The sequence below is a fragment of the Paenibacillus sp. sgz302115 genome (assembly GCF_056120445.1).
Genome location: NZ_JBVYOK010000002.1, coordinates 1 through 24,781 on the forward strand (window position 1 = coordinate 1; position 24,781 = coordinate 24,781).

The 24,781-nt window shown below is 50.1% G+C and carries 20 protein-coding genes, 4 tRNA genes and 1 pseudogene; 15 read left to right on the forward strand and 10 right to left on the reverse strand.

Going from position 1 to position 24,781, the window contains the following annotated elements; genetic code table 11:
- Positions 1-413: 413 nt before the first annotated feature.
- The 8 genes from ltrA (at position 414) to AC0LWN_RS05545 (ending at position 9,346) form a co-directional block, all read left to right on the forward strand.
- On the forward strand, positions 414-1,805 hold the full coding sequence (gene ltrA, locus AC0LWN_RS05510) for a group II intron reverse transcriptase/maturase (protein WP_474664128.1): 1,392 nt from the start codon (positions 414-416) through the stop codon (positions 1,803-1,805).
- 231 nt (positions 1,806-2,036) lie between these two features.
- A complete protein-coding gene (gene pstB / locus AC0LWN_RS05515; RefSeq protein ID WP_458963009.1) occupies positions 2,037-2,792 on the forward strand; it encodes a phosphate ABC transporter ATP-binding protein PstB in 756 nt (251 codons plus the stop codon).
- Between the two features lie 68 nt (positions 2,793-2,860).
- Entirely contained in the window at positions 2,861-3,520 is a 660-nt protein-coding gene (gene phoU, locus AC0LWN_RS05520) for a phosphate signaling complex protein PhoU (RefSeq protein ID WP_458963010.1), read from the forward strand.
- Between the two features lie 177 nt (positions 3,521-3,697).
- Entirely contained in the window at positions 3,698-6,367 is a 2,670-nt protein-coding gene (polA, locus tag AC0LWN_RS05525) for a DNA polymerase I (protein ID WP_474663602.1), read from the forward strand.
- Between the two features lie 51 nt (positions 6,368-6,418).
- A complete protein-coding gene (mutM, locus tag AC0LWN_RS05530; RefSeq protein WP_474663603.1) occupies positions 6,419-7,261 on the forward strand; it encodes a DNA-formamidopyrimidine glycosylase in 843 nt (280 codons plus the stop codon).
- Positions 7,262-7,427: 166 nt separating this feature from the next.
- Positions 7,428-8,180 (forward strand): manganese efflux pump, encoded by a 753-nt coding sequence (locus AC0LWN_RS05535; protein ID WP_474663604.1) that lies wholly within the window; start codon positions 7,428-7,430, stop codon positions 8,178-8,180.
- Between the two features lie 9 nt (positions 8,181-8,189).
- The gene (gene coaE, locus AC0LWN_RS05540; RefSeq protein WP_474663605.1) at positions 8,190-8,786 is read left to right on the forward strand and encodes a dephospho-CoA kinase; all 597 of its coding nucleotides are present in this window, start codon (positions 8,190-8,192) and stop codon (positions 8,784-8,786) included.
- Positions 8,783-9,346 carry a lytic transglycosylase domain-containing protein gene (locus AC0LWN_RS05545; protein ID WP_458963015.1) on the forward strand — a complete coding sequence of 188 codons (564 nt, stop codon included), beginning with the start codon at positions 8,783-8,785 and terminating at the stop codon, positions 9,344-9,346. The genes coaE and AC0LWN_RS05545 overlap by 4 nt, the downstream gene beginning before the upstream one ends.
- Positions 9,347-9,433: 87 nt before the next feature.
- Here AC0LWN_RS05545 and AC0LWN_RS05550 read toward each other — a convergent pair whose 3' ends face one another.
- Positions 9,434-9,649 carry an alpha/beta-type small acid-soluble spore protein gene (locus AC0LWN_RS05550; RefSeq protein ID WP_474663606.1) on the reverse strand — a complete coding sequence of 72 codons (216 nt, stop codon included), beginning with the start codon at positions 9,647-9,649 and terminating at the stop codon, positions 9,434-9,436.
- Positions 9,650-9,778: 129 nt separating this feature from the next.
- Between AC0LWN_RS05550 and nrdR the strand changes: the two genes are divergently transcribed.
- The 3 genes from nrdR (at position 9,779) to AC0LWN_RS05565 (ending at position 10,695) form a co-directional block, all read left to right on the forward strand.
- On the forward strand, positions 9,779-10,255 hold the full coding sequence (gene nrdR, locus AC0LWN_RS05555) for a transcriptional regulator NrdR (RefSeq protein ID WP_019912000.1): 477 nt from the start codon (positions 9,779-9,781) through the stop codon (positions 10,253-10,255).
- A gap of 280 nt (positions 10,256-10,535) precedes the next feature.
- A tRNA-Ala gene (locus AC0LWN_RS05560) sits at positions 10,536-10,611 on the forward strand.
- An 11-nt stretch (positions 10,612-10,622) separates the two neighbouring features.
- Positions 10,623-10,695: transfer RNA gene (locus tag AC0LWN_RS05565), tRNA-Lys, on the forward strand.
- 474 nt (positions 10,696-11,169) lie between these two features.
- Here the strand turns inward: AC0LWN_RS05565 and AC0LWN_RS05570 are convergent.
- The gene (locus AC0LWN_RS05570) at positions 11,170-11,820 is read right to left on the reverse strand and encodes a transcriptional regulator (RefSeq protein WP_474663607.1); all 651 of its coding nucleotides are present in this window, start codon (positions 11,818-11,820) and stop codon (positions 11,170-11,172) included.
- Positions 11,821-12,082: 262 nt separating this feature from the next.
- On the reverse strand, positions 12,083-13,516 hold the full coding sequence (locus tag AC0LWN_RS05575) for an MDR family MFS transporter (RefSeq protein ID WP_474663608.1): 1,434 nt from the start codon (positions 13,514-13,516) through the stop codon (positions 12,083-12,085).
- Between the two features lie 109 nt (positions 13,517-13,625).
- Here AC0LWN_RS05575 and AC0LWN_RS05580 point away from each other — a divergent pair, with 109 nt between their 5' ends.
- From AC0LWN_RS05580 to AC0LWN_RS05595, 4 genes are all read left to right on the forward strand, one after another.
- A complete protein-coding gene (locus AC0LWN_RS05580; RefSeq protein ID WP_474663609.1) occupies positions 13,626-14,234 on the forward strand; it encodes a TetR/AcrR family transcriptional regulator in 609 nt (202 codons plus the stop codon).
- A gap of 476 nt (positions 14,235-14,710) precedes the next feature.
- Positions 14,711-16,912, forward strand: a complete 2,202-nt coding sequence (locus tag AC0LWN_RS05585) for a right-handed parallel beta-helix repeat-containing protein (RefSeq protein WP_474664130.1) — start codon at positions 14,711-14,713, stop codon at positions 16,910-16,912.
- 325 nt (positions 16,913-17,237) lie between these two features.
- Positions 17,238-17,313, forward strand: a tRNA-Ala gene (locus AC0LWN_RS05590).
- A 10-nt stretch (positions 17,314-17,323) separates the two neighbouring features.
- A tRNA-Lys gene (locus AC0LWN_RS05595) sits at positions 17,324-17,396 on the forward strand.
- A 387-nt stretch (positions 17,397-17,783) separates the two neighbouring features.
- On the opposite strand, the pseudogene AC0LWN_RS05600 reads toward AC0LWN_RS05595, so the two are convergent.
- From AC0LWN_RS05600 to AC0LWN_RS05630, 7 genes and pseudogenes are all read right to left on the reverse strand, one after another.
- A pseudogene (locus AC0LWN_RS05600) lies at positions 17,784-18,541 on the reverse strand (SDR family NAD(P)-dependent oxidoreductase).
- A gap of 206 nt (positions 18,542-18,747) precedes the next feature.
- On the reverse strand, positions 18,748-19,749 hold the full coding sequence (locus AC0LWN_RS05605) for an ABC transporter ATP-binding protein (RefSeq protein ID WP_474663610.1): 1,002 nt from the start codon (positions 19,747-19,749) through the stop codon (positions 18,748-18,750).
- Entirely contained in the window at positions 19,749-20,531 is a 783-nt protein-coding gene (locus AC0LWN_RS05610; protein ID WP_458963025.1) for an ABC transporter permease, read from the reverse strand. The genes AC0LWN_RS05605 and AC0LWN_RS05610 overlap by 1 nt, the downstream gene beginning before the upstream one ends.
- 28 nt (positions 20,532-20,559) lie before the next feature.
- Positions 20,560-21,378 (reverse strand): ABC transporter permease, encoded by an 819-nt coding sequence (locus AC0LWN_RS05615; protein ID WP_474663611.1) that lies wholly within the window; start codon positions 21,376-21,378, stop codon positions 20,560-20,562.
- Entirely contained in the window at positions 21,378-22,571 is a 1,194-nt protein-coding gene (locus tag AC0LWN_RS05620) for a serine hydrolase domain-containing protein (RefSeq protein WP_474663612.1), read from the reverse strand. Before AC0LWN_RS05620 ends, AC0LWN_RS05615 begins: the two co-directional genes overlap by 1 nt.
- A 204-nt stretch (positions 22,572-22,775) precedes the next feature.
- Positions 22,776-24,077 carry a TerD family protein gene (locus AC0LWN_RS05625; RefSeq protein ID WP_474663613.1) on the reverse strand — a complete coding sequence of 434 codons (1,302 nt, stop codon included), beginning with the start codon at positions 24,075-24,077 and terminating at the stop codon, positions 22,776-22,778.
- Positions 24,078-24,129: 52 nt separating this feature from the next.
- Positions 24,130-24,696 carry a hypothetical protein gene (locus AC0LWN_RS05630; RefSeq protein ID WP_474663614.1) on the reverse strand — a complete coding sequence of 189 codons (567 nt, stop codon included), beginning with the start codon at positions 24,694-24,696 and terminating at the stop codon, positions 24,130-24,132.
- Between the last annotated feature and the right edge of the window lie 85 nt (positions 24,697-24,781).

The following is a 24,781-nucleotide window of genomic DNA, read 5'->3' on the forward strand; positions in this document are numbered from 1 at the left end:
GTACGCCCAGCATGGGCGTCATCTCTAGGGTGAAAGTCCCGAGCGGGGGCTGGCAAGCGCCTACCGTTAGCCAAGGGCAAGGGTGTCCATCGCGAGGTGGAATCTGAAGGAAGCCGGGGGCAAAAGCACGGCCTGAGGTACACGAATCCAATTTGAGGCGGTTGCAGCCGGATGAGTCACCTCAACATGACAAAATCCAAAGCTGCCAAGGACTGCAGCCGTAAACTTGGGCAGGCGCGGGCGGAAAGATGACGTTCTTATCTGGGGAGGCCTGCTGGATACGCAAGGAAAAAAAAACTTGTAACCGTAGCCGAGAGGCTGCGCTGAACCGGCAGGAGTCAGCAGAGGCCATAGTACGTAAGTTGTTGCAACAGCTTACGGAAGGGCTGAACCGAAAGGAGAGAGGAAAAACGATGCGTTCGTATGAAGAGCAAAGACAGCAGAATATCTCGCAAGAGAGCTCGTGGCAAAGAGAAGCGGTGAAGCCGTCAGGGTATGCCGGAGCGCCGAGTTCTTCGTCGGCACAAGTCGCCCCTTCCTCTCGCGAAGCAGAGAACAACTTGCTGGAGCGGATGCTCGAAGGAGACAACCTTCGGCTCGCATACAAACGGGTGGTGCAAAACGGAGGAGCGCCTGGTGTGGACAATGTAACGGTAGCGAATCTACAAGCTTACTTGAAAACACACTGGGGGACGACGAAAGCTGAACTTCTAACGGGTACCTACAGACCTGCGCCAGTCAAACGGGTGGAGATCCCCAAACCCGGAGGCGGTGTACGGCTGCTAGGTATTCCGACCGTCATGGACCGTTTTCTCCAGCAAGCCCTTCTACAAGTGATGAACCCGATCTTTGACGTGCAATTCTCCTGGTACAGCTACGGATTTCGGCCGGGGAAGAGCGCACATGACGCAGTGAAACAAGCTCAAAGATATATTCAGAGTGGCCTGAGATGGGTCGTAGACCTCGATCTTGAGAAATTCTTTGACCGGGTAAACCACGACATGCTGATGGCAAGAGTGGCGCGGAAAGTAACGGACAAGAGAGTGCTAACCCTGATTCGTGCCTATCTGAACGCCGGGGTCATGGTGGACGGAAAACTGGAGCACAGCCGGGAAGGAACGCCACAAGGCGGTCCCCTCAGTCCGCTGCTTGCAAACATTCTACTGGATGATTTGGATAAAGAATTGACTGGACGCGGGCTGCGTTTCGTACGCTATGCGGACGACTGCAATATCTTTGTGGCGAGTAAACGAGCAGGCGAACGAGTCATGGAATCGGTGAGCCGATTTGTAGAAGGAAAGCTCAAACTAAAAGTGAACCGGGAGAAAAGTGCGGTGGCCAGGCCATGGCACCGGAAGTTTCTAGGGTTTAGTTTCCTGAGACAGAAACAGGCAACGATTCGATTAGCACCGAAGACAATCTCGCGATTCAAGGAAAGGATCCGTGAACTGACGAATCGAACGTGGTCCATTTCTATGGAAGAACGGATTAGTCGATTAAACCGCTTCCTGATGGGGTGGCTGGGCTATTACTATCTGGCGTCGGCTAAGAAACACCTCCAAACGCTGGACCAGTGGATTCGGAGAAGGCTGCGAATGTGCTTGTGGAAACAATGGAAGCGAGTGCGCACACGAATTCGTGAACTCCGGGCCCTTGGGGTTCCTGAGTGGGTTTGTTTTAAGATGGCCAACTCGAGACGAGGTGCATGGGAAATGTCCCGGAACACAAATAATGCCCTTCCCACTTCCTACTGGGAAGCGAGAGGGCTGAAAAGTTTGCTTTCACGTTATCTGGAGCTTTGTTAACTTTTGGAACCGCCGTATGCGGACCCGCATGTACGGTGGTGTGAGAGGACGGGGGCCTACCGCCCCCTCCTACTCGATCAGCCAAGTAATAGATTATAAGATGTTTTTTTTCGGGAAAAGGCGCAAACCTGACATGTGATTTTACACTGCGTTAACAATCCTCTTCAACTCTATTTACACTGAAAGCTTATCATGGGGTACGAAGATGATGAGAAGGAGACACAAAAACTAATGAAATCCATCATTGACATAGAGAAGCTAGATCTCTACTATGAGTCTTTTCATGCGCTAAAGAGCGTTGATTTACAGATACCGGAGAAGCAGGTGACCGCATTTATCGGCCCTTCCGGCTGCGGGAAGTCTACTCTGCTGCGCACACTTAACCGAATGAATGATATGATTCCCGGAACACGTATTGAAGGAACAGTGAACATTGGCGGCAAAAACATTTACAGCGACGAGGTGGAAGTGGAAAGCCTGCGCAAGCAGGTCGGCATGGTGTTTCAGCAGCCCAATCCTTTTCCGAAGTCGATCTATGACAATGTGGCATACGGTCCCCGTCTGCATGGAGTACGCGGCAAAGCCGAGCTTGATGAGCTGGTAGAACAAAGCCTGCGCCAATCGGCCCTCTGGGATGAAGTGAAGGATTTCCTCAAGAAGTCCGCTCTCAGCTTGTCCGGTGGACAGCAGCAGCGTTTGTGTATTGCCAGAGCACTTGCTGTGCAGCCCGACATTCTGCTGATGGATGAGGCGACCTCGGCGCTCGACCCGGTCTCCACGCTTAAGATTGAGGAGCTGGTGCAGGAGCTGCGGGACAAGTATACGATTGTCATGGTCACACATAATATGCATCAGGCTGCACGGGTATCGGGCCGAACAGTATTTTTCCTGAACGGTGTAATTGTGGAGGCTGCGGATACGGAGATGCTGTTCTCGAATCCCAAGGACTCCCGCACTGAAGACTATATATCCGGACGCTTCGGCTAAGCTGCGGAAGGGACCCGTTCCTGGAAATGACAGGCTGACCATATGTTTTTGAGGAGGCTCGCTTTTATATGATTCGCAGAAAAGAATTCGACAAAGATTTGGAAGAGCTGCGCAGCTTGCTGCAGCAGATGGCAGAGCATGTAACCGATGCGCTGGAGGGTGCGGTGCTGGCTCTGCAGACTATGGATACTGCCCGCGCACAGGAAATTGTAAAAGCAGATTTACGGCTGAACGCCATGGAAGACAGAATCATGGAAATCGGTTCACGGCTCATCATTACCCAGCAGCCGGTAGCGAAGGACCTGCGCCGTATTATTGTTGCCTTCAAAATATCAAGCGACCTTGAGCGTATGGGCGATCTGGCGCTGGATGTGGCAAAGGTAACTATGCGTATTCAGGGCCAGCAGTTAATCAAGCCGCTGGTGGATATTCCGCGTATGGCTGAAATTGTAACAGGAATGACAACGGAAGCGATCCAGTCCTATCTGGATGAGAATACGGATCTGGCTTACAAAATGGCTCAGGACGACGATCATGTCGATCAGCTCTACAGTGCGATGATTAATGAGCTGTACGCCTACATGGTTGAGAAGCCGGATTCTTTGAATCAGGCGATGCTGCTGACGCTGGTTGGCCGTTATATTGAGCGGATTGCCGATCATGCCACCAACATTGGCGAGAGTGTAGTTTATCTTGTGACCGGCAAACGTCCGGACTTGAATCAATAACAGCCGGCAGGCTGAGCGGATTCTCCGCATATGCAAACAGCAAGCTTTCTTAACTGAAGGCTTGCTTTTTTATGCAGTTCATTGCATTATCCTTATAAATTCCGGCGAAGCCGTTTTTGCTTGCGCAGGGCATATGTTAAAATGTAAGTAGTATGCGAGATAAGGCGAGGTGCTGAAGTGGACAAGTTGATTCTTATAGATGGCAATAACATTATTTACCGCGCATTTTTTGCAATGCCGCCGCTGACGAACACTGCAGGACAGCAGACAAATGCGGTATACGGATTTACGACGATGCTGCTGCGCTTGATTGAGGAGCATAAGCCAAGCCATATGATCGTCGCTTTTGATGCGGGCAAGATTACCTTCCGGCATGAGGGCTATGAAGACTATAAGGGAGGCCGGCAAAAGACACCACCCGAGCTCTCCGAGCAGTTCCCGATGCTGAAGGAGCTGCTGCAGAATCTCGGCGTGCCGCAATTCGAGATCAACGGCTATGAAGCCGATGATATTATCGGCAGCATCTCCCGCGAGGCCGACGAAGCAGGTCGCCAGGTTATGATTGTGTCCGGGGACAAGGACATGCTGCAGCTGGCCTCTGAGCATACAACCGTGGCTTTGGTGCGCAAAGGTGTTACCGAAGTCGAAATGTTCGGTCCTCAGCAGATCCGTGACAAATATGATCTGACACCTGCGCAGATTATTGACCTGAAAGGCCTGATGGGCGATGCCAGCGATAATATCCCCGGCGTTCCGGGCGTTGGCGAGAAGACGGCGCTGAAGCTGCTGCACCAGTTCGGGTCGGTGGAAGGCGTGCTTGCCGGAACGGACGAGCTGAAGGGCAAGATGAAGGAGAAGCTGGAGGAGCATGCTGACAGCGCCGTTATGAGCAAGAAACTGGCGACAATCTACAGAGAGGTTCCGTTGGAGCACTCCTGGGAGGATATGGTGTTCACCGGAATTAAGAGTGACACCGCCGGACCTGCACTCGCCAAGCTGGAGTTCAAGTCCCTGCTGGAGCGTCTGTCGTTGAGCGCCTATGCGCCTGCGGCGGACGGGGAAGGTGGAGAAGGCGCCCAGGAGGCTGCGGCGCTGGATATTACCATCGTCGGTGAAGCGGAGCTTGAGGACCTCATTGCCGCGCTGCCTGGCATTTCTGCATTGCATGTGGAGTCGAGCGGCGAGAATCCGCATCGTGCGGAAGTGATCGGCATCGGCCTTTCTTCGCCGGAGCGGCACTATTTTGTACCGTTTGAGCTGCTTAAGAGTCCTGCTGCGGCGAAGCTGCGGGATTGGCTCGGGGACGACAAGGCGCCGAAGAGCGGCTATGATCTGCACCGCGCAGATCTGGCCTTGCACTGGCAAGGAATCGCTTTTGCGGGAGCCGCCAATGATGTGCAGCTCGCCGCCTATCTGCTCGACCCGACGGAAGCCAATCAGAATTTGAATGATCTTACCGCCAAATACGGACTGCCCCGTTTGTCTCCGGATGAAGAGGTGTTCGGCAAAGGCGCGAAATATAAAATACCGGAGCTTGACATTCTGGGTGAGCATGTCGCCCGCAAAAGCGCCACCGTACTCGGCATCGTACAGAAACAGCAGCAGGAATTGAACGATACGGCGATGACCGGCCTGTTCGTCGATCTGGAAATGCCGCTGTCGCGCATCCTGGCCGATATGGAGAAGCAGGGGATTGCCGTTAATAGAGAGGATCTCATTGATCTCGGCAAGGAATTTGAAGTGCAGATTTCCACGCTGGTGTCGGATATTTATTCAGTTTGCGGCACCGAGTTCAACCTCAATTCGCCGAAGCAGCTTGGAGACATCCTGTTTGTGAAGCTGGGTCTGCCTGTAGTCAAGAAAACTAAGACAGGATACTCCACGGACGCCGAGGTGCTGGAGAAGCTGGCTCCTTACCATGATGCCGTAAGGCTGATTCTGCAATACCGCACGATTGCGAAGCTTCAATCGACCTACGTGGAAGGGCTGCTGAAGGAAATTTCTGCGGAGACCGGCAAGGTGCATACCTTTTACCGCCAGACGATTGCAGCAACCGGACGGCTGAGCAGCCAGTTTCCGAATCTGCAGAACATTCCGATCCGGCTGGAGGAAGGCCGCAAGATCCGTAAGGTATTTGTGCCCTCTGAGCCGGGATGGTCGATTCTGGCGGCGGATTACTCGCAGATTGAGCTGCGGGTGCTGGCGCATATCTCCGATGACGAGCGTCTGAAGGAAGCTTTTGTACATGATATGGATATTCATACGAAGACGGCGATGGATGTGTTTGGTGTTGCCGCCGACCAGGTGGACAGCAACATGCGCCGCTCCGCCAAAGCGGTTAACTTCGGCATAGTGTATGGCATCAGCGACTACGGCCTTTCGCAGAATCTGAATATTTCCCGTAAGGAAGCGGCCCATTTTATCGAACAGTATTTCGATGTATTCAAGGGTGTGCGCCGCTACATGGATGATATCGTGGTGGAAGCACGCAAGCAGGGTTATGTAACCACGCTGCTGGAACGCCGCCGCTACCTGCCGGAGATTAATGCGAAGAACTTTAATCTGCGATCTTTTGCCGAGCGTACAGCGATGAATACCCCGATTCAGGGAACGGCGGCGGATATCATCAAGCTGGCTATGGTTCAGATGGACAAGGCGCTTTACGAACGCGGACTTAAGAGCCGCATGCTGCTGCAGGTGCACGATGAGCTGGTGTTCGAGGTGCCGGAGGACGAGCTGGAGCTGATGAAGAAGCTGCTGCCTGAGGTTATGGAGGGGGCGCTGAAGCTGTCTGTGCCGCTGAAGGCAGAGGTAAGTTTTGGAAGTAACTGGTATGAAGCGAAATAGGCTCCCCGCAGGGAGTGCATATCCGGTATAATGGAGTAGAGGTGAGTCAAGATGCCGGAATTGCCGGAAGTAGAAACAGTCAAAAGAACACTTAATGCCTTAGTTACAGGCAAGCAGATACAGAACGTCACCGTCCGGCTGCCGCGGATTATTCAGCGCCCGGACGATATTCAGGCTTTTGCCCATATGCTGGCAGGCCATACCGTGGTTAACGTTGAGCGAAGAGGGAAGTTTTTGCGTTTCGTGCTGGATGGTCTGGTGATGGTATCCCATTTGCGGATGGAGGGCCGCTACGGTCTTTATCAGGGAAATGAGCCGCTGGACAAGCATACGCATGTTATTTTTCATTTTACCGACGGCACAGAGCTGCGTTACACGGATGTGCGCCAGTTTGGCACCATGCATTTGTTCCAGCCGGGTGAGGACCTGCTGCTTCCTCCGCTGAAGAAGCTTGGTGAGGAGCCGCTTGCGCCTTCGTTTACACCGGAACGGTTCAAGGAGATTGTCGCAGGCAAAAGCACCAAAATCAAACCGCTGCTGCTGAACCAGGAATATGTGGTCGGCATCGGCAATATTTATGTAGATGAGGCGCTGCACCGTGCCGGCATTCATCCGGAGACAGGAGCCAAAACGCTCACTGACAGTCAATTGGATAAGCTGCACCACTCTATTGTGGCGACTTTGACGGAGGCGGTCAATGCCGGCGGTTCCTCGGTGAAATCGTACGTCAACGGCCAAGGGGAGAGCGGAAGCTACCAGCATCAACTGCTGATATACGGACGTAAGGACCAGCCCTGCACAACCTGCGGCACACTGATTGAGAAGAGTGTCGTAGGCGGCAGAGGCACGCATTATTGTCCAAGCTGCCAGCCATCCGCTGCAAAAGTAAAGTAAGCGCTATATAGATCAAGCTTATGCTGGAGTTGTCCATGCTGCTGTAAAAGGCAGGCACTCACTGCCCGTCCCGCCCATATACTGTGTGAAGAATGCGATAAGCTCGAACGGAGCCTGCTGCGGAGAAGTCCGCCGGGCTGCCGGTTCTTCACGGGAGGGATTACGGGTGGTGAGCCCATTTTTTTCACTGCTGCTGTTGGCATTTGCCTTGAGTTTGGACGGTTTTGGTGTTGGCATTACATATGGGCTGCGTAAAATGAAAATACCGCTGCTCTCTGTCCTGATTATCTCGCTTTGCTCGGGGATAGTTATTTGTGTCTCTATGCAGGTCGGTGTACTGCTGGCCAAGGTTGTGTCTCCTAATGCCGCATCCAGTATTGGAGCGGTTATTCTAGTCTTGATGGGCTGCTGGTCTTTGTTCCAGATGCTGATGCAGAGGGAGAAGGAGCAAGGTGATGCTGCTGCCGGGCAGGAGTCTGGGCAGGGAGATGAGACGGCGAGGCTTACGACAGCGGCTTCCGGCTTGGAAACTTCGGTTCATACTGCTTCGGACGAAGCAGAGCGTGAGCCGCGTAAAGCGGCGGTTTTCTCGCTGGAGCTGAGGCATCTGGGCGTGGTGATTCAAATTCTCCGTACTCCGTCTTCCGCCGATATGGACGCTTCCGGCAGCATTTCCTCCACGGAAGCTATGGTGCTCGGAATCGCATTGTCGCTGGATGCGTTCGGTGCAGGTCTGGGAGCGGCTCTGCTGGGCTTCAGTCCAATCTCCACCTCTCTGACGATTGCCCTTTTCAGCGGGACCTTTCTGGTGCTTGGGATGAAGACAGGGCTGAAGCTGTCAGGAAGCTTCTGGATGAAGCATGCTGCGGCACTGCCTGCGTTATTATTAATTGCAATGGGAATAATGAAGCTATTATGAGGTGAGTACATGATAATGGGCTTAACCGGAGGCATTGCCTCCGGAAAAAGCACCGTATCCGCAATGTTTGTGGATAAGGGAGCGCGGCTGGTGGATGCCGATGTAATCGCCAGAGAGATTATGCTTCCAGGGTCACCGGTGCTGGCCGCTGTAGTGCAGCAGTTTGGGGAAGAAATCCTGCTGCCTGATGGTACGCTCAACCGGGCCAGGCTTGGAGAGAGGGTCTTCCATGACCCTGAAGCCCGGCAGAAGCTGAACGATCTGACGCATCCGGCGATCCGCCGCGAAATCAAGAACCGTATGTATAGCTTAGAGCAGGAAGACGCACAGAAGTTAATTATCGTTGATATCCCGCTGCTGTATGAATCGCACCTGGATAACCTGTTTCAGGAGATTGCGGTAGTCTACATTCCCCGCGAGATGCAGCTCGCCCGCCTGATGGAACGCAACCAGCTAACGCTAGCGCAAGCTGAAGGCAGGCTGAAGGCTCAGATGGATATTGAGCTGAAGCGCAGCATGGCTACCTATGTCATCGACAACAGCCTTGATCCGGCCCATACAGGGCAGCAGGTTGCCGCATTGTGGGACAGGCTGGGGTTATCATGAAGTGGCTGCGTAAAAAAAGAGTGCTGCTCCTGCTGTTTATAGGTTTTACGGCCATCCTGTTCCTGAGTACAAACTGGATGTCCTGGTTTTATCCCATCTATTATAAAAATGAAATCCGCAAGCACAGCGTCACCTATGAGATTGACCCATTCCTGGTAGCGGCGATTATCCGGGTGGAGACGAATTACAAAACCGGCCGCGAGTCCAAAAAAGGCGCAATAGGCCTTATGCAGTTGATGCCGGATACCGCCAAATGGGCGCTTGAAAAGGCCAAGCTTCCCGATGTGTCCATGGAGCGGCTGAAGGAAGAGCCCTCGGCTAACATTGAGCTGGGGACGTGGTATTTGTCTTTGCTGTCCCGTCAGTTTGACGGCAACCGTACTGCGGTCATCGCTGCTTACAACGCAGGCCCTGGCAAGGTGCAGCGCTGGCTGGATGAGGGAGCATGGGACGGTACGGAGGCCTCGGTGAAGGACATCCCGTTTGGCGAGACCCGCCATTATGTGCAGCGAGTAATTTATTATTACGAGCAGTACACGGAGATTTATAACGAGTTCTAGGCTGCCGGGTGCTCTTGAATTACTAAAAAGAAGTATTAAGCGGCATGTAGCCGATTAATACTTCTTAGGCAAGCTTATAGGGACAGGTTATTTGTATTGACCTGCCAGAGATTGTTCAGCCAGGGTTACAAGACGTTTGGTGATGTAACCTCCGATTGAACCGTTTTCGTAAGAAGTTTTATTGCCTTGGTATCCATCTGGGGAGAGCGTGATACCGAGCTCTTGGGCAACTTCGTATTTAAGTTGATCCAAGGCACCGCGTGCATTTGGAGCTACCAGGTTATTGGAGCTGCTTTGGGCCATTGCTGTTCACCTCCTATCGGTTGGTAACTGTATTATGTGCCGGACAGGGCAACTTCATAACATCAAATAAACGGTGTTTTATGGAAATCAGAAAATGGTCTCAATATAACAAAAGGAAGTGATAAGCTTATGAAATGTCCTTACTGTGATCACACCAATACCAAAGTGCTTGACTCGCGTCCGGCCAACGAGAATAAGTCAATCCGCCGCAGGCGTGAATGCGAGCAGTGCAGCCGGCGCTTTACCACCTTTGAGATGATTGAAGAAACGCCGCTGATTGTGATCAAAAAAGACGGCAGCCGCGAGGAATTCAGCCGCGACAAAATCCTCCGCGGTCTGATCCGCGCCTGCGAGAAGCGCCCCGTTTCCGTCGAACGCCTGGAGTCCATTGTTTCTGAGGCAGAGAAATCACTGCGCGGCATCGCTCTAGCCGAAGTGGAGAGCCGCCAGATCGGCGAGCTTGTTATGGAGCAGCTCTATCCTGTAGATGAAGTTGCTTACGTCCGCTTTGCCTCCGTCTATCGTCAGTTTAAGGACATCAACATGTTCATGAAGGAACTGAAGAGTCTGCTGTCCAAAAACGACGGGGAGCTGGAGGGATTGTAAGCCTTTCCGTACTGCGGTGATGCTTAGAGCGCTGCTTACGGAAATGCAACCGGGACTCAGCCGTCAATTAGGCCAATTTGAGCGGACGCGCACAACGAAACCTATATGGCGATGCTGAGACCCTTTCCGGGGAGTAAACTTTTTTTACAAAAGTGTTGACATGTGGCGCGAAATTTTATACTATATAAAAGTCGCCTACGAAATAAATAAATGACGAAAGCGATACGGTTTACAGCATAAATCAGTTTTACTTACATAGTGTAGTTGTTAAGCGCACTATGGGGCCATAGCTCAGCTGGGAGAGCGCATCGCTGGCAGCGATGAGGTCAGGGGTTCGATCCCCCTTGGCTCCACCAAAACATCATATGGACTCTTAGCTCAGTTGGTAGAGCAGTTGACTCTTAATCAATTGGTCCAGGGTTCGAGTCCCTGAGAGTCCATCACAACAAAAAGCGGCAGCGATGCCGCTTTTTTGCTGTTTGCGGAGCCTTTGAGGACGGGAGAAGTACCTACAAGTCCGAATGACTCAACCCTAACCAAATAAAACAAAGAAATACCGACGGCAAACGAACAGATGTTAATCACCAACTACTGAGGCCGAAACGCCAGGCCAACCGCCCACTACTTTGCTCTCCACTCAATCTCATGCGGACCGTACAGCCCTTATTTTCTCCATTTGGAGCTTTTCGCTGGGCTAACGGACCATATCGCGCTTATTGTCTCGCCATCAGCATTATTTTAGTTGAATGAAAGTATATAACTGCATCTGAGTCCGTTAACCCGGTTAAGCACTGTTTTTTCTGACAATAAGGGCTCCTCGGTCCATTACAACTTACCCAACTCCTCCAAAAATACCACGGCACGAGAAATCCTAATGTTCAAACCCTACTATATTCTAGGCTCTTGAACATGTATTACAGTCTCAACTGGTATGTACGATAACGTTGCGGCCCTCCGCCTGCCACATCCAGTAACTGCTGTTCGACTAACTGATGTAGAATTCGTCTGGCATGCCGATCGGTTACTTTGAGGTGTTGCGCTAGTTCCAAGGGGGTGAACGTTCTGAGCAGACGCCTTGCGAAACGCAGGGTCTCCGCTTCCAGCCAGGTTAAAGTTGAAGAAACATCTGTTGCGATGAATTTACCTATAAAAGATAACACGAGCTGCTGACATTGCTTTGGTTCTTCTACAATAGAAGGATAAGCAATGGGGAGAAAGGTCCAACCATCCAGGGCCAGCAAGCAATGCCGGCGGCATAAATCCTTAAATCTCCTGACGTCCAGATCCCGGGCATGTGGTCCATAGCCTTGAATCTCGATTCCTCCTTTCACTCCTCCTGGCATATAAGCCAAATCTAGGTAGCGGTAGCCATTATTGAAATCCCGAACCTCCCATTCCGGAAACAGATGATCCAAATTCCCGATTGCCGGGAACCAGACTGTGCGGAGAAATTCCGTTGTCCCATGGCCTAATCCTTTGCCAAGCAGCTCTTTTCGTCTATGGTTACTCTCGTTCTCCAGATTGCTCTGTAGCCATTCCTCATATTGCTGCTCAAATCGTGGCATACTCATATTCCTCCTTGAACGCTCGAGCGAACGTTAATTTTTTCCGCAAAAAAGCCGCTTCCTTACAACTCCACCTGTAAATAAACTTCAGGCGGGCATTGTAGGAAAGCGGCGTGTGCTTCACGACTTATGTTTCTTATTATATCGCGAACTAAAAAGTGAATTCAATTTCTACCGTAGCCAGCAAAAAACTCAGTCCCTCGAATAAGTGAAGGACTGAGTTTTTCGTTGTTTTAACAATATATACCCAAGCTGGCTTGTATCAACCGGCCCGGCTTGCAGTGGTCCGTTTTACGGTCGGCAGCAGGGCTGCTGGTACCAATCCGACCAACGTGAAGCCGAGCGACCAGAGGAAGGTGTGGTCGTACGCCTGGGCGGTGGTTGCGGCGGTCAGCGGGGCAACCAATTGATTCTCCAGGATGACGGCCAAGACAGACGCGCCGAATGCGCCGCCCACCTGCTGAATGATTCGAGTAGCGCTGCTGGAATGGCTGATCTGCTCGGGGCTCAAGCCTTGATAGGAGGCGGCGAGCACTGGAAGAAACACCGCCCCTAGGCCGGCCCCCCGGATAACGAGGGCGAAGCCGAGCATGTACAGACTGGTCTCCGCCCCTGCCAGCGTAAACGGCAGCGTGCCGAGCGCAGTGAGCAGCATGCCGCCTATGACGACCGGACGCGGGCCAATTTGGTCGGTCAGCTTGCCGGCCCATGCCCGGGTGAGCAGCATTCCGACACCTTGCGGTACAAGCAGCAGCCCGGAAGCAAGAATGCCTTCGCCGCGAACCTGCTGATAATACATGGGCAAGAGCAGCATGCCGCCATAAGTGGACAGCCCGGATAGGAAGAGCAGCAAGGAAGAGGCGGTGAACGAGCCTACCCGGAACAGCCTGAGATCAATGATCGGCACATCGGCAATTCTGAGGGCATAGACGACGAAGGCGGCGAGCAGGACTACTCCTCCAAGCAATGGGATTAGTACGGCAGAGTGTCCGAATCCGTGATGCGTCCCTACTTGAGTCAACCCGTAGATGAGAAGCACCAGAGAGGGAGAAAGCAGCATAAGGCCGATACCATCCAGACGTGCGGACTGCCCGGACGTCGTATCCTTGGGCAGCCAGCGCCACGCCAGCACCAGCGCGATGAGGCAGATCGGAATGTTCACATAGAAGATCCAGCGCCAATCCAGCTTGTCGACGATGAGCCCACCTAGTACCGGACCGAGAATCGGCCCGATTAGGGCCGGCAGACCGGCGACCGCCATCACCTTGCCGAGTTTTTGGGAGCCGACGGCACGAACGAGCATCGTCTGCATGACCGGCATCATCAGACCGCCTCCGATTCCTTGGATAGCGCGGAATACGACTAGACTGCTCAGATTCCACGCCAGGCTGCACAGCACGGAGCCGGCCAAGAAAATTGACAGTGCGGCCATCCATATCCGTTTTCCACCGAACCGATCCATGCCCCAGCCTGTCACGGGGATGACTATTCCCAGCGCCAGCAGATAGCTGGTCATGACCCATTGGATGCCGGATACGGAAGCATGAAGGGCTTCCCCCAGCGTATGAATGGCCACATTGGTAATGGTGGTGTCGAACAGTGGAGCGAGTGTTCCGATCAGTAGAGCTGCCATCATCCGCACGAGGGCGGGGCTCATGAACGATGCTGGCTCTTGAAAATCTTGTTGCGATTTCATACAAACCACTCCTTGAACATTTAATAAGATACTATTAGTTTCTTATTTGCGTACTATGATATAATAAACGAATAAGAAACGCAACGTTTTTTATTGAAGGAGGACGACGATGAGCGAGAAAACCCGAGAAGAAGCAAAAAGCGACATTCGTCGCAGAGGACATCATTTGGAAGCAGCCATTCATCAAGCCGTGTGGGAGGAGCTCGCGGCGGTCGGGTTTCCGAGGCTTACGATGGAGAGTGTCGCCGCGCGGGCAAATACGAGCAAGCCGGTTCTGTACCGGCGGTATGCCAACAAGACCGAGTTAGTGCTCGGCGCCATACAGTCGAGAATTCCCACTCCAGAGGACGAAATTCCCAATACAGGAGAGCTGCGCCAGGACCTGCTGGATGCTCTAGCAAATATGAACCGAAATGTGGAGAGGATTGGAAGCGACACCATTCGCTGCCTGCTGGTTGAGTTAGACGATCGTCCGCTGTCTGCGACTCTCTTTCCCAAAGGCCGCTCCAGCCATACGATGAAGACTATTCTCGGTCGAGCGGAGGCTCGGGGAGAGCTTAGTATGGATCGGATTTCCACCCGGATAATGGCCATGCCCGTCGATCTGATGCGCCATGAGATATTTTTATCCAACGAGACGGTATCTACGGAAACGATTCGGGAAATTATCGACGAGCTTTTCTTGCCGCTGCTTCGCACCGTCGGTTTGAAGGGATAGCGCGGCAGAATCGGGGAGTATAAGGTTATCGCAGGCCTGTCCGTTCAAAGGACGGGCTGTTTGGCGTGGACAATAAATATTGAAATGATTCCATTTTTATCTAAATGTAACGGCGAAGATAGTCTTCATTATTCCTTGAAAAATCCTTCATTTCCTCCCATACATCTGCATTTGCCAATGTAACTAACAGAACAATGACCAGGATATCCTCAATTATTTCAATATAGTACTCATGCGTTTATCCTGGCTTTTCCAAAAAAATCAATAAGTGTATTGTGTATCGCCGTAAGAATCATAAATCTTAAGCTGTTATAAGTCGATAAAATAACTAGGGCTTATATATACATAGGTTTTAATCTCAGAACAACTTAGTAGTGAACTTAAGTCCATGCGTAGAAGCCGTATCTAAAAATACAATTCAATACAGGAGGTAGGTTGTGGATAGGAGAAAAGGCAGTAGGTTTTTAGTTGTAATTATGCTGATTAATTTATTTGCTTTTAATCTGGGTGGGGAAACTGTAAAGGCAGCTTCCGTATATTATGTTTCTACGACGGGGAATGACATCACTGGAACCGGTACACTATCAAATCCATGGAAAACCATACAAAAGGCAGCAGATACCATGACAGCTGGAGATACCTGTATCATACGAGGTGGTACATACCGGGAAACAGTAACACTTAATACTTCCGGAACTTCTGCAAATCCCATAAATTTTAAGGCTTATACAGGAGAGACCGTAACAGTATCCGGTGCCGATCCGGTTACTGGCTGGGTAAATTACTCCGGATCCATCTACTATGCGGCCATGACTGGTTCCCTTGGAACAAAAGATCAGATATTTGTTAATAAGCAAATGCAATTTGAAGCCAGATGGCCCAATTCAGCAACACTTGATCCCTTAAATTCAACATTTTCAACAGTTGATTCCGGTTCCACCACAACCATCAATGATGGGGATTTAACTCAGGCAGCAGGATATTGGGTTGGCAAAACCGTGTGGTTTGTTCCGGGAACAGGCTACAAATCTTATAAAAGTACCATTACCAGCTCAAGTGCCGGCTCCATTACCTTTGATAAAATGGCTACTGCAGCGGCAGCCGATAACAGCTATTATATTGCCGGTAATCTTAAAGATCTTGACAGTGCGGGAGAATGGTATTATGACAGCAGTACCGGCAGGCTTTATTTATGGGCCCCTGGTGGAGTTAATCCGAATACTCTGACAGTAGAAGCAAAGAAGCGGACTTATGCATTTGATTTAAGTTCCCGCTCTTACATAAATATTACCGGAATTAATATCTTTGCCTCCAGTATAAAAATGTCTGATTCTAATTACTGTAAAGTTTCTAATATGACTGCGGAATATGTCAGCCATGATTCGGATGTTACCAGTCAATACAGTACAGGGATATTTATGTCCGGCACCAATAATGAGCTTAGAAACAGTACTTTGACCTACAGTTCCGGTAATCTGGTGAGTATACAGGGAACAGGGAATAAGGTGATTAATAATCTTATCCATGAAGCGGATTATTCGGCAGCGGATATTCCGGCAATCTATCTACTGGGGGAAAACCATCTAATCAGTCATAATACGGTATATAACGCTGGGCGTCATCTGATATTTATGCCTACCCAAAACAGCCGGATACAGTATAATAATTTGTACAATGCAGGAAAGCTGACAAAAGACTGCGGAATACTCTATGATTTTGCCTGGGATGGGCAAGGGACGGTAATTCATCATAATTACATCCATGATAATCTGGCAAAAAATTATTCCGGCACTGGTATCTATCTGGATAACGGTAGTAAGGGTTATATTGTGCATCACAATGTTGTATGGGGAAACTATACAGGGATACGATTGAATACACCCAGTAATTTTAACCTGATCTATAACAATACCACCTACAGTAACGGAAATGTGGGATATTGGGGAAGTAATTATCAGTCAGATATGTACGGTGACAGAATTTTTAACAATATCTTTACTACAGCCTTTACACTGCCTGGTACTCATATAGAGGGAAATAATATTACCTCAGGAACCAATCCGTTATTTGTGAATCCCGCAGCATATAATTTCAGGCTGAAGTCTACTTCTCCGGCTATTAATGCAGGGGTCGTAATACCTGGAATCACGAATGGTTATGTTGGTGCGGCACCGGATATTGGAGCATATGAGTACGGCGGAACTGACTGGACTGCTGGGCATAATTTTTCTTCACCTCCGGACCCGGTTTTTGAGAGTGTCAGCGTACTTTATGTTAATAACGTAAGGCAATCTGATTTCGAGAAAGGGATAATCTCACCCTGGGTAACAGCATATTCAGGTACTGCTGCAAGTGTATCGGTACCAAGAAGCGGCTCTAAGAGTGTTAGACTGGGAACCGGGGAAGATGGTATCGAGCAGGTACTTACGGGGTTAAGTCCTAATTCCAGCTATATATGTACCGCCTGGGTTAAGGCAGACATAGGAGAGCAGATTCAGATTGGTGTTAATGGCTTTGGAGGAAAGGATGTATCTGCAACATCTGCCAGCACATCCTGGACAATGGTAAGCATTCCTTTTACAACCGGAGCAGGTGCTACCAGTGCAACAGTGTATGCTTACAAGAAGTCCGGTACAGCATATGTTTATGTGGATGATTTTGGGGTAGTTGAACAATAAAATATTTTACTGGTTTTCATGTTTGATAGGATTGGCAGAAAGGGAGTCTCAAAAAATCGCTGTTGCATGTCTTGATTTCTGTCCTGCTGTTTTCCGGTCTTGTTGCCGGGATTGTTGTGTTCGAAATCGGTGTGCCCGTGAGGTCCGGTCCAGATAAGCCAATATAAGGCCGGACCCAAGGTCGCCTGAGGAAGCAAAGAGGACACAATATGAAAAATACGCAGACGATTGAATAAAAAAATTATTGGATGGTTGACAGATCTTACGAGTTCATGATATGATCTATCTTGTGCTTGAGAAATTGATAGAACGTGATAAGCGCCACGGGGCCATAGCTCAGCTGGGAGAGCGCATCGCTGGCAGCGATGAGGTCAGGGGTTCGATCCCCCTTGGCTCCACCAGACGTCATATGGACTCTTAGCTCAGTTGGTAGAGCAGTTGACTCTTAATCAATTGGTCCAGGGTTCGAGTCCCTGAGAGTCCATCACAGAAGAAACGGCAGAGATGCCGTTTTTTTGTTGTTTCGTGGAGCGGAGAGAGGGATTGCAGAACCGGTTTGTGCCTATAACAAAGTGGTGGAATGCTAACGCTCAAACCCAGACCCGCAGCAACCAACGTGCAACCCGCAAATCCCTGCTTCAGACTAACCATTGCTCCCTGAATTCCTGCTGGTTACTGTTACGGACCCCACAGACCTTATTTCTCTCTGATTGGCATATTTAGGAAGGCTAACGGACTGTATCGCGCTTATCCCCTGCTGTCAGGTAATCTTTCACACGAAAATCAGCAAATAACTGCATCTGAGTCCGTAGGATAGACGGAACAGCGTTTTAGAAGGAAATAAGGGCTTCACGGTCCGTAACAATCGTATTTATCGATATCCTTCAACATTCGCCGGTTTACCGGCATCTATGACCTCGACCGTGTAACGCCAGCAATCCGGTTGCGAGCTGTCGAGATCCGTAAACCTGTAAATTTGCGCAAGCTCACCGCTTGACAGGGATTGTCCATTCCATCGTGATAGTTCGGGATCTTGAGCAAGGGCAGCAACGGCCCGGCCTACATAACGCGGGGATTCCGAGATGATGAAATGAGGTTCCTTAGCCGCAGCATCTTGCCAATTTTCTTCATGTACTCCATAATGTTCGAGCATCATTTCCGAACGAATCCAGCCTGGCGTGAGCGCCACCGCTGTACATCCATAAGCTTGAATCTCCTGAGCAAGAGCCCATGTGTATCTATAGCGAGCCGTAACATATGCAGACCATTTTCAAGTGAATGTTTCCACAGAGGGACATTCCATTCAATCATCTTTTCAGCTCCCCATATATCATTCACAAGAATGTCAAGCCGGCCTTGCTCTTGCTCAATACGATTCACCAATTTCTCTACCTGGACAGGGTCCAAATGATCGACTTGAACCGGGATTCCGTGACCGCCAGCCCTGGTGACAAGCTCAGCGGTTTCTTCTATTGTTTCAGGACGATCGTATTCGGAACGTTGGGCTAGAGTCGATCTTCCTGTCACATAAACCGTCGCGCCAGATGCTCCTAACTCGACGGCGATACCTCGGCCGGCTCCCCTTGTAGCCCCAGCAACTAAAGCAATTTTTCCTTGTAAATCCGACATTTCGTTTATACCTCCTTTGTTGAATACAACTCCATTATAGATTGTAATGACGACATCTCTTGTCATATATGAAGGATATGTGTTTAGAAATTGGGGGAAAACGGATCGAAGCCAGTCACAAAGAGGTACATCACAGAAGAAGAGAGACGGCAGGGATGCCCTCTCTCTTCTCAGTAAAGTAATACGATCCGGCCGGAATCAAACCGCTATCCGGACGCACCTTCCGTATTTTCGTAAATATTCATAACCACCTGCTGGATCGGCAGCTCCTTGACCGAAATGTCGGTGAACCGGTGTTTCCTGGAGATGTCTTCGATAAAATCGCTGATGGAAATATGTGCTGTATCCACTTCAAGTGTAATTTGCAAGTCAGACTGCCGCTCGATTACCTTGGTGTAGGCATTGTCGAAGCTGGTTTTGTGCACAGACTCCGCAAAAGTAAAACTGACCCGTTTCTCCTCTCCCAGAAAAACCTTCAGCCGCTGAAGCGAATCGTCAAAAACCTTGTCCCCGTGGTTAATGACAATGACCCGGTGCGCAAGCTCCTCCACATCCTCAAGATCATGGGTGGTCAGAATACAGGTCATATTCTGCTTCTTGTTCATCTGGTGAATGAATTCGCGGATTTTGACCTTGGCGATCACATCAAGCCCGATAGTCGGCTCATCCAGAAACAATACGTCCGGCCGGTGCAGCATAGCCATCACGAATTCGCATTTCATGCGTTCGCCAAGGGACAGCACTCGTGTGGGTTTTTCGATCACATGCGCAATGTCCAGCAGCTCCGTCAGCTCTTCCAGCCGTCTTTTAAAGTCCTGATTGGCGATTCCGTAGATTGCCTTGTTCATGTTGAAGCTGTCGATAGGCGGAATATCCCAGATCAATTGGGATTTCTGGCCGAATACGGCTCCGATCTTGCCGACATAGCGCTTCCTGTCCCGGGCAGGCGAATAACCGAGAACTTGAATTTCTCCGCTTGTGGGATACAGCGCGCCGCAGAGCATTTTGATCGCCGTTGATTTCCCTGCCCCATTGGGACCCAGAATACCGCAGATTTCCCCTTGCCCAATGGCAAAGCTGATATCGTTGACGGCGTGGACCATGACTTCTTCGCGCTGGAAGAAGCTCTTAATGGTCTGCCCCATACCTGCGCCCCGCTTATAGGTTTTATACGTTTTGGTCAAATGCTTCACATCAATAACCGGCATTATCCGCCAACCCCCTCGTACAATCTGATCATATGCCGGTATACCCATACTCCCGCTGCCAGAAATAAAAAGCAGGGCAGTACAGCAGCGAAATCGCTGGCGTGCACCCGGCCGAGAAGAGCGGAAGCAGGGAAGAAGCCTACCATTCCCACAGGAATTATCATCGTGGCCAAAGCCTGTACAGCCTTAGGAAATATGGGCAGCGGATATTTTCCGATGTGAAGCACACTGTCAGCAAGCTCGGAAATTCTTGAGTTGCCTACCCATTTGAAGGACATAGCGGCCATCATTAGAGATAATCCTGCCAGGACCGCCGTCCCTGCGATAAACATCCCGGCAAATTGGAGCCAGGAAAAGACCGGAATGGCGCCTACATGCATAGCGGAGAATATGAATAGCGAAACACCGCCCAGAAACAGGCCAATACTATCGGTAGAAAATGTGGTGGCAATAATAAAAAACAGCGGATTCAGCGGTTTCATAAGAATAACCTCGAAGCTTCCCTCACGTACATGCGACATGGTGGTCCAGAGAACGCCGCCGAAAATAAGGCTCGAAAGGCCGCTGGACATGGTGAATACAGATTGGATCAACAACACCTCAAACAGGCTCCAACCGGGAAAGCTGGTGCCCGCCCGGTAAATAAGCAGGGTCACCAGCGGAAACAGAATGTTGCCGATCAGCGTGATCAGACTGCTGGTGATGAAATTCATACGATAGGCTGCAGCCGACTGGAAAGCGGAATACATGCACTGCCTGTAAATATCCAGATACCGTTTCATGTAAAGAACTGTCCTTTCATGGGGTCATTCACGCGCCGACAGCGGTAAACTGCTTCATGGCCAGACGGCGGATAAGCTCGTTGAATCCGAATGTAACCAATAAGGCCACCGCCTGTAGGCCCACAGCTTGCTGAGTGGAAAGCTCAATGCCTCCAAGTGAGTAATGGCCGGTAAAAACCATTGCAGGCATGTAGGCCATGTACTGAAACGGCAGGAAGAACTGGATTACCTGAAGCCAGTGCGGAAAAAAGTCAAGCGGAATAAGCGCACCCGAAAAAATACCCGACACCAGCATAAAAGCGCTTCGTATTCCATCTGACTGGACAAGCCAAAATGAAGTCAGGCCAATCATGTAGTTCACATAAAACACCATCAGAAAGGTAAGCACTACCGACAGAAACGTCCATGGAAGGCTTGCCGGCCGCATATCGACTCTAAAAATAAAAATGAAGATCAAAAGGCAGGGCAAAAATTCGAACAGGAAGCCCAGAGACCGGTGTCCGATTTTCTGAAACAATGCAAAAGAACGGTGATGGATCGGGCGCAAATGAAAGGTAAGAAATTTACCGGTGCGTACAAGCATGGACAAGTTCCAATCGGCAAAATCCATGACCAGGTAACCGATTAGCGCGGTAGCGCCGAAGTACCGGATTATCTGAGGAAGCTCAATACCGCCGAGCGAAGAGTGCTCTCCATATACCGCCGTCCAGATAAAATATTGAACCATAAAATATACAGGACCGACGATGATGGACACCATGGAATGGGTGCGGTAGGCGCTCCACTCTTTGTAGGTCACGTCCGCCACCGTCCGGCAGACAAGCCATTTGTGTCTAACCCCGTTCATCAGGTGAGTCCTGACCAAATGATGTTGGTCACATTAAACAACCCTTCAGCGTACCAATTATCACCTACAAAAGGTACAAACCATACGGCAGCGAGCTGTTCCGTAGGGTCAATGACCATGGAGCAGGCTCCCGCGCCTTCATGACCATAGGTAGTTGGGGAGTAAAGGAATCCGGAGCCTCTTCTCATATCGAGTCCTATTCCGTAGCTCCGGTCGCTGTTATCGGCTCCCCAGCAGTGATCGGGAATCCCGTACAGGGTGCGGGTCGTGATTTTCTCGGTCGTTTTGCGGCCAAGAACACGGGTATCGCCCAGCGTTCCCATGCCCAGGAGCATGTTGGCGAATCGGATGAGGTCGGACGGTGTAGAGGCGAGACCCCCTCCGGTTCTGGAAACCGTATTCCATAGCTTCTCCATCTGCGAGACTTCCGGCTGACTGCCATTGATGATATCGTTCAGGCGCTTTTCGTGTCTTTCGTTTCTTATAATGGTGCGTCTGGCTAATTCGGGCGTCAGATCAAAAGCTGTGTCCTTCATGCCCAGAGGCTTCAAAAGTTGCTCTTCTATGTACTGCTCAGCGGTTACGCCAGTTACTTTTTTAATGATTTCTCCGAGCAGACAGAAGCCAAACGAGCAGTATTGCCATTCTTCACCTAATTTTTTGTTAACCCCGCCGCTCAGCGCAGCTTTGATCCAGTCCGCCTCACCGCCCTCAGGGTTATATCTTTCAAAATACTCATCAATGATCTGCCAATAAGACTTATGATAGGGATTTGTGAGATCTGCACAGTCGGGAAACATGCCCGAGGTATGGGTCAGAAGGCTGTAAATGTCGATTTTATCAAATGGGTCCACATTAAACGGCTCCAGTATGGTGCCGACAGGGGTGTCAAACCGGAGAATACCGTCCTGAACAAGTTTGGCCATCGCTACTGAGGTAACGACTTTGGTGATGGACGCGATATAATGAATGGTTGTTGGTAAAAGCGGCTCTGTTCTGTCTTCCCGGAAAGAAAGTGGTCCAATGGCACCATGCATAAAAGTCTTTCCATACCTTGAAACGCAGTAAGATGCGGCCTGGATCTTTTTTTCTTCGATCAGCTTCTGGAAATGGGCATTCAAAACCTCGATTCTTGAACTGTCATAGCCTACCTCTGCCGGTGAACAGTCGGTAACGCCTTGAGTATGCAGCATAACATATAAGCCTCCTTAGAAATATCTGTGCCATGCAAGGATAACCACTCAATAAAAGCGCTCTCAAAATGACTCGCCTATACGGGTGCTTGCAAGGCAGTTGCTGCCAGTACAACTACCTTTAAGTATATTTCCAGACATTGGATGTTACAATGGCAAGTTTGATTTATAACCAAACTTGCCCGAGTAGTGTGCTGCGTTTGTTTATTTGCTGCCGGCTTCCCATCTTAGATTCCAGTTATAATACTGATCCAATTCCTGGTGCCCGCTGAAATATTCTACGAGTCTCTCTACGCTGAGTGTCTCATCATTCTGATTGCGAATCATGGCGATGGCACACATGCCCTTATTGTTGTTATGCTCATCCAGCCGGACCTCAATCTCCGGTCCGCCCTGCTGCTTGATGGTTACAACAGCGTCAGCCTCCGACCAGTTTGTGATTCCCTCATAGATAAAAGCAAAGATAACAATTCTGCTGATTTCGGAAAGATAATGGCCATTAATCCGCAGATTCTCGCCCGTGGCTATGGAGCCGGTGCGGTCATCCCCGTCAAGAGAGATGTAAGGCGGTCTATTCAAGCTTCCGAAGGATTCGCCGAGTGCTTGGACAGAGCCCTTAATGCCATTTTTTAATTCAAACAGACAACCAAGATCAAGGTCGACGCCTTTACTACCGAACCAGCCCGATGATTTTTTTTGATACCAGTTGAGGTTGATCTGTATCTCACCCAGGGAATCAGTCCCTTTCCGGAGTTTGATTATCTCCCCGTGGTTCTTAAGCAGGATGGTATTGAGATTTAGAGGAGGGGCTGGAGGTGATGCTGGTGAAGAGGGGGGCAAATTGTCCGCCTTAGGCCGTGACCTTAGCTCCGGGAGAGGAAAGGGTGATTGCTTCGATTGAATTACTGGGCTTGCAGGTTGAACTGACGGCAGTATGTCAGTAACCTTTATTCCATAGCTTTCGCATAAGGCGGCTAAGCCTCCAGCATATCCGGAACCCACAGCGCTGAATTTCCATTCATTATTGTATCTATAGATTTCCCCGGCGACTACGGCGGTCTCTACAGAAAAAGCTTTACCCAGCCTGTAGCGGATAAGCTCCGTTCCATCAACAGCGTTGATAATCCGTAAATACGCATCGTCCAGCAGCGAGAAGTTTTGTAGCCGTTTTTCAGCCTCATAAATCGTTAGCGCAAATGCAATCCGTTCGTAGTCTGCAGGGATTTGCCGGAGCTCGACAGCGATTTGTGTGTTGTCGGTTAACCCCGAGTAGGCTCTTTTATCGGATAGTACAGCTACAGATTGATTCGCAGTAGAAGGGTTGCCATAAAAAATAAGGTCCTCATCTTTAGTGACAGTCTGGGCCGGCGTAAGCAAAAAAGCCGAAAAATCAACCTCAACCTCAGATCGGGTATTATGCCAGCCCATTCCTACTATAATACGGGTAAGATGAGGCTCGTCTTTCGTTAAATTGCATTTTTGTCCCTTAATCAGATCAATTGTCATTAGAATCAGCCTTTCAAAAGAATAGTAGAGCTGGATCAATACCTGGAGCAGGTTACCATCTGCCGCGTCTTCCGGCGTCGAGATTTGGACCGTTCAGACCGGATAGCTTGTCCAAGGCTTGTTCGTAAATACGCACAATATCCTGCACCTTTTGGAACTCCGGATCTGAGGGACCCAGATTGTCCATGAACATACGCTGCAGGATTTCCTTATAAAATGAAATGCGGCTTCCGATAAGCCCGCACTCGTAATCAATGACCTCTTCAACCGTGTGCTGCTGGACAAATTCCATCAAATCATCTGCCGGGTTGTCGTGTGACTCCCGCTCATTGCGTGCGGCAATCGGAGTGTTAACATTATCGAGGTCAACGGTAGAACGTATATTAGATAAGATAATACCTTCTTTCGCCAGCATTACCTGAAAAGGCTTGTGTTTGAACAGCTCTTGTACGACAAGAGCGCACATCGTCTGATCTCTCAGCAGCATGCCATCAAAAGGGTGAAGAACCCATCCCCTGTCATCCCGGTACAGGTTGAACGTGAAGAATTCACCTCCATATTCATATTTCAGATTGATAGCAGTCTCTGAAGTTAGCTCATATTGAAATGCATCCATCATTCTGCTTGCGCCTCCTGCTTATTCGTCTTTGTGATTTTTATTAGCATAGCAGAATATGGGGAATCTTGGGAGAGAAGATTTTTTG

Bases quoted from the DNA above. Each gene is read 5' to 3' on its own strand.
- ltrA (WP_474664128.1), top strand. From the start codon at position 414: ATGCGTTCGTATGAAGAGCAAAGACAGCAGAATATCTCGCAAGAGAGC.
- pstB (WP_458963009.1), top strand. From the start codon at position 2,037: ATGAAATCCATCATTGACATAGAGAAGCTAGATCTCTACTATGAGTCT.
- phoU (WP_458963010.1), top strand. From the start codon at position 2,861: ATGATTCGCAGAAAAGAATTCGACAAAGATTTGGAAGAGCTGCGCAGC.
- mutM (WP_474663603.1), top strand. From the start codon at position 6,419: ATGCCGGAATTGCCGGAAGTAGAAACAGTCAAAAGAACACTTAATGCC.
- coaE (WP_474663605.1), top strand. From the start codon at position 8,190: ATGATAATGGGCTTAACCGGAGGCATTGCCTCCGGAAAAAGCACCGTA.
- AC0LWN_RS05545 (WP_458963015.1), top strand. From the start codon at position 8,783: ATGAAGTGGCTGCGTAAAAAAAGAGTGCTGCTCCTGCTGTTTATAGGT.
- AC0LWN_RS05550 (WP_474663606.1), bottom strand. From the start codon at position 9,649: ATGGCCCAAAGCAGCTCCAATAACCTGGTAGCTCCAAATGCACGCGGT.
- nrdR (WP_019912000.1), top strand. From the start codon at position 9,779: ATGAAATGTCCTTACTGTGATCACACCAATACCAAAGTGCTTGACTCG.
- AC0LWN_RS05570 (WP_474663607.1), bottom strand. From the start codon at position 11,820: ATGCCACGATTTGAGCAGCAATATGAGGAATGGCTACAGAGCAATCTG.
- AC0LWN_RS05575 (WP_474663608.1), bottom strand. From the start codon at position 13,516: ATGAAATCGCAACAAGATTTTCAAGAGCCAGCATCGTTCATGAGCCCC.
- AC0LWN_RS05580 (WP_474663609.1), top strand. From the start codon at position 13,626: ATGAGCGAGAAAACCCGAGAAGAAGCAAAAAGCGACATTCGTCGCAGA.
- AC0LWN_RS05585 (WP_474664130.1), top strand. From the start codon at position 14,711: ATGCTGATTAATTTATTTGCTTTTAATCTGGGTGGGGAAACTGTAAAG.
- AC0LWN_RS05605 (WP_474663610.1), bottom strand. From the start codon at position 19,749: ATGCCGGTTATTGATGTGAAGCATTTGACCAAAACGTATAAAACCTAT.
- AC0LWN_RS05610 (WP_458963025.1), bottom strand. From the start codon at position 20,531: ATGAAACGGTATCTGGATATTTACAGGCAGTGCATGTATTCCGCTTTC.
- AC0LWN_RS05615 (WP_474663611.1), bottom strand. From the start codon at position 21,378: ATGAACGGGGTTAGACACAAATGGCTTGTCTGCCGGACGGTGGCGGAC.
- AC0LWN_RS05620 (WP_474663612.1), bottom strand. From the start codon at position 22,571: ATGCTGCATACTCAAGGCGTTACCGACTGTTCACCGGCAGAGGTAGGC.
- AC0LWN_RS05625 (WP_474663613.1), bottom strand. From the start codon at position 24,077: ATGACAATTGATCTGATTAAGGGACAAAAATGCAATTTAACGAAAGAC.
- AC0LWN_RS05630 (WP_474663614.1), bottom strand. From the start codon at position 24,696: ATGATGGATGCATTTCAATATGAGCTAACTTCAGAGACTGCTATCAAT.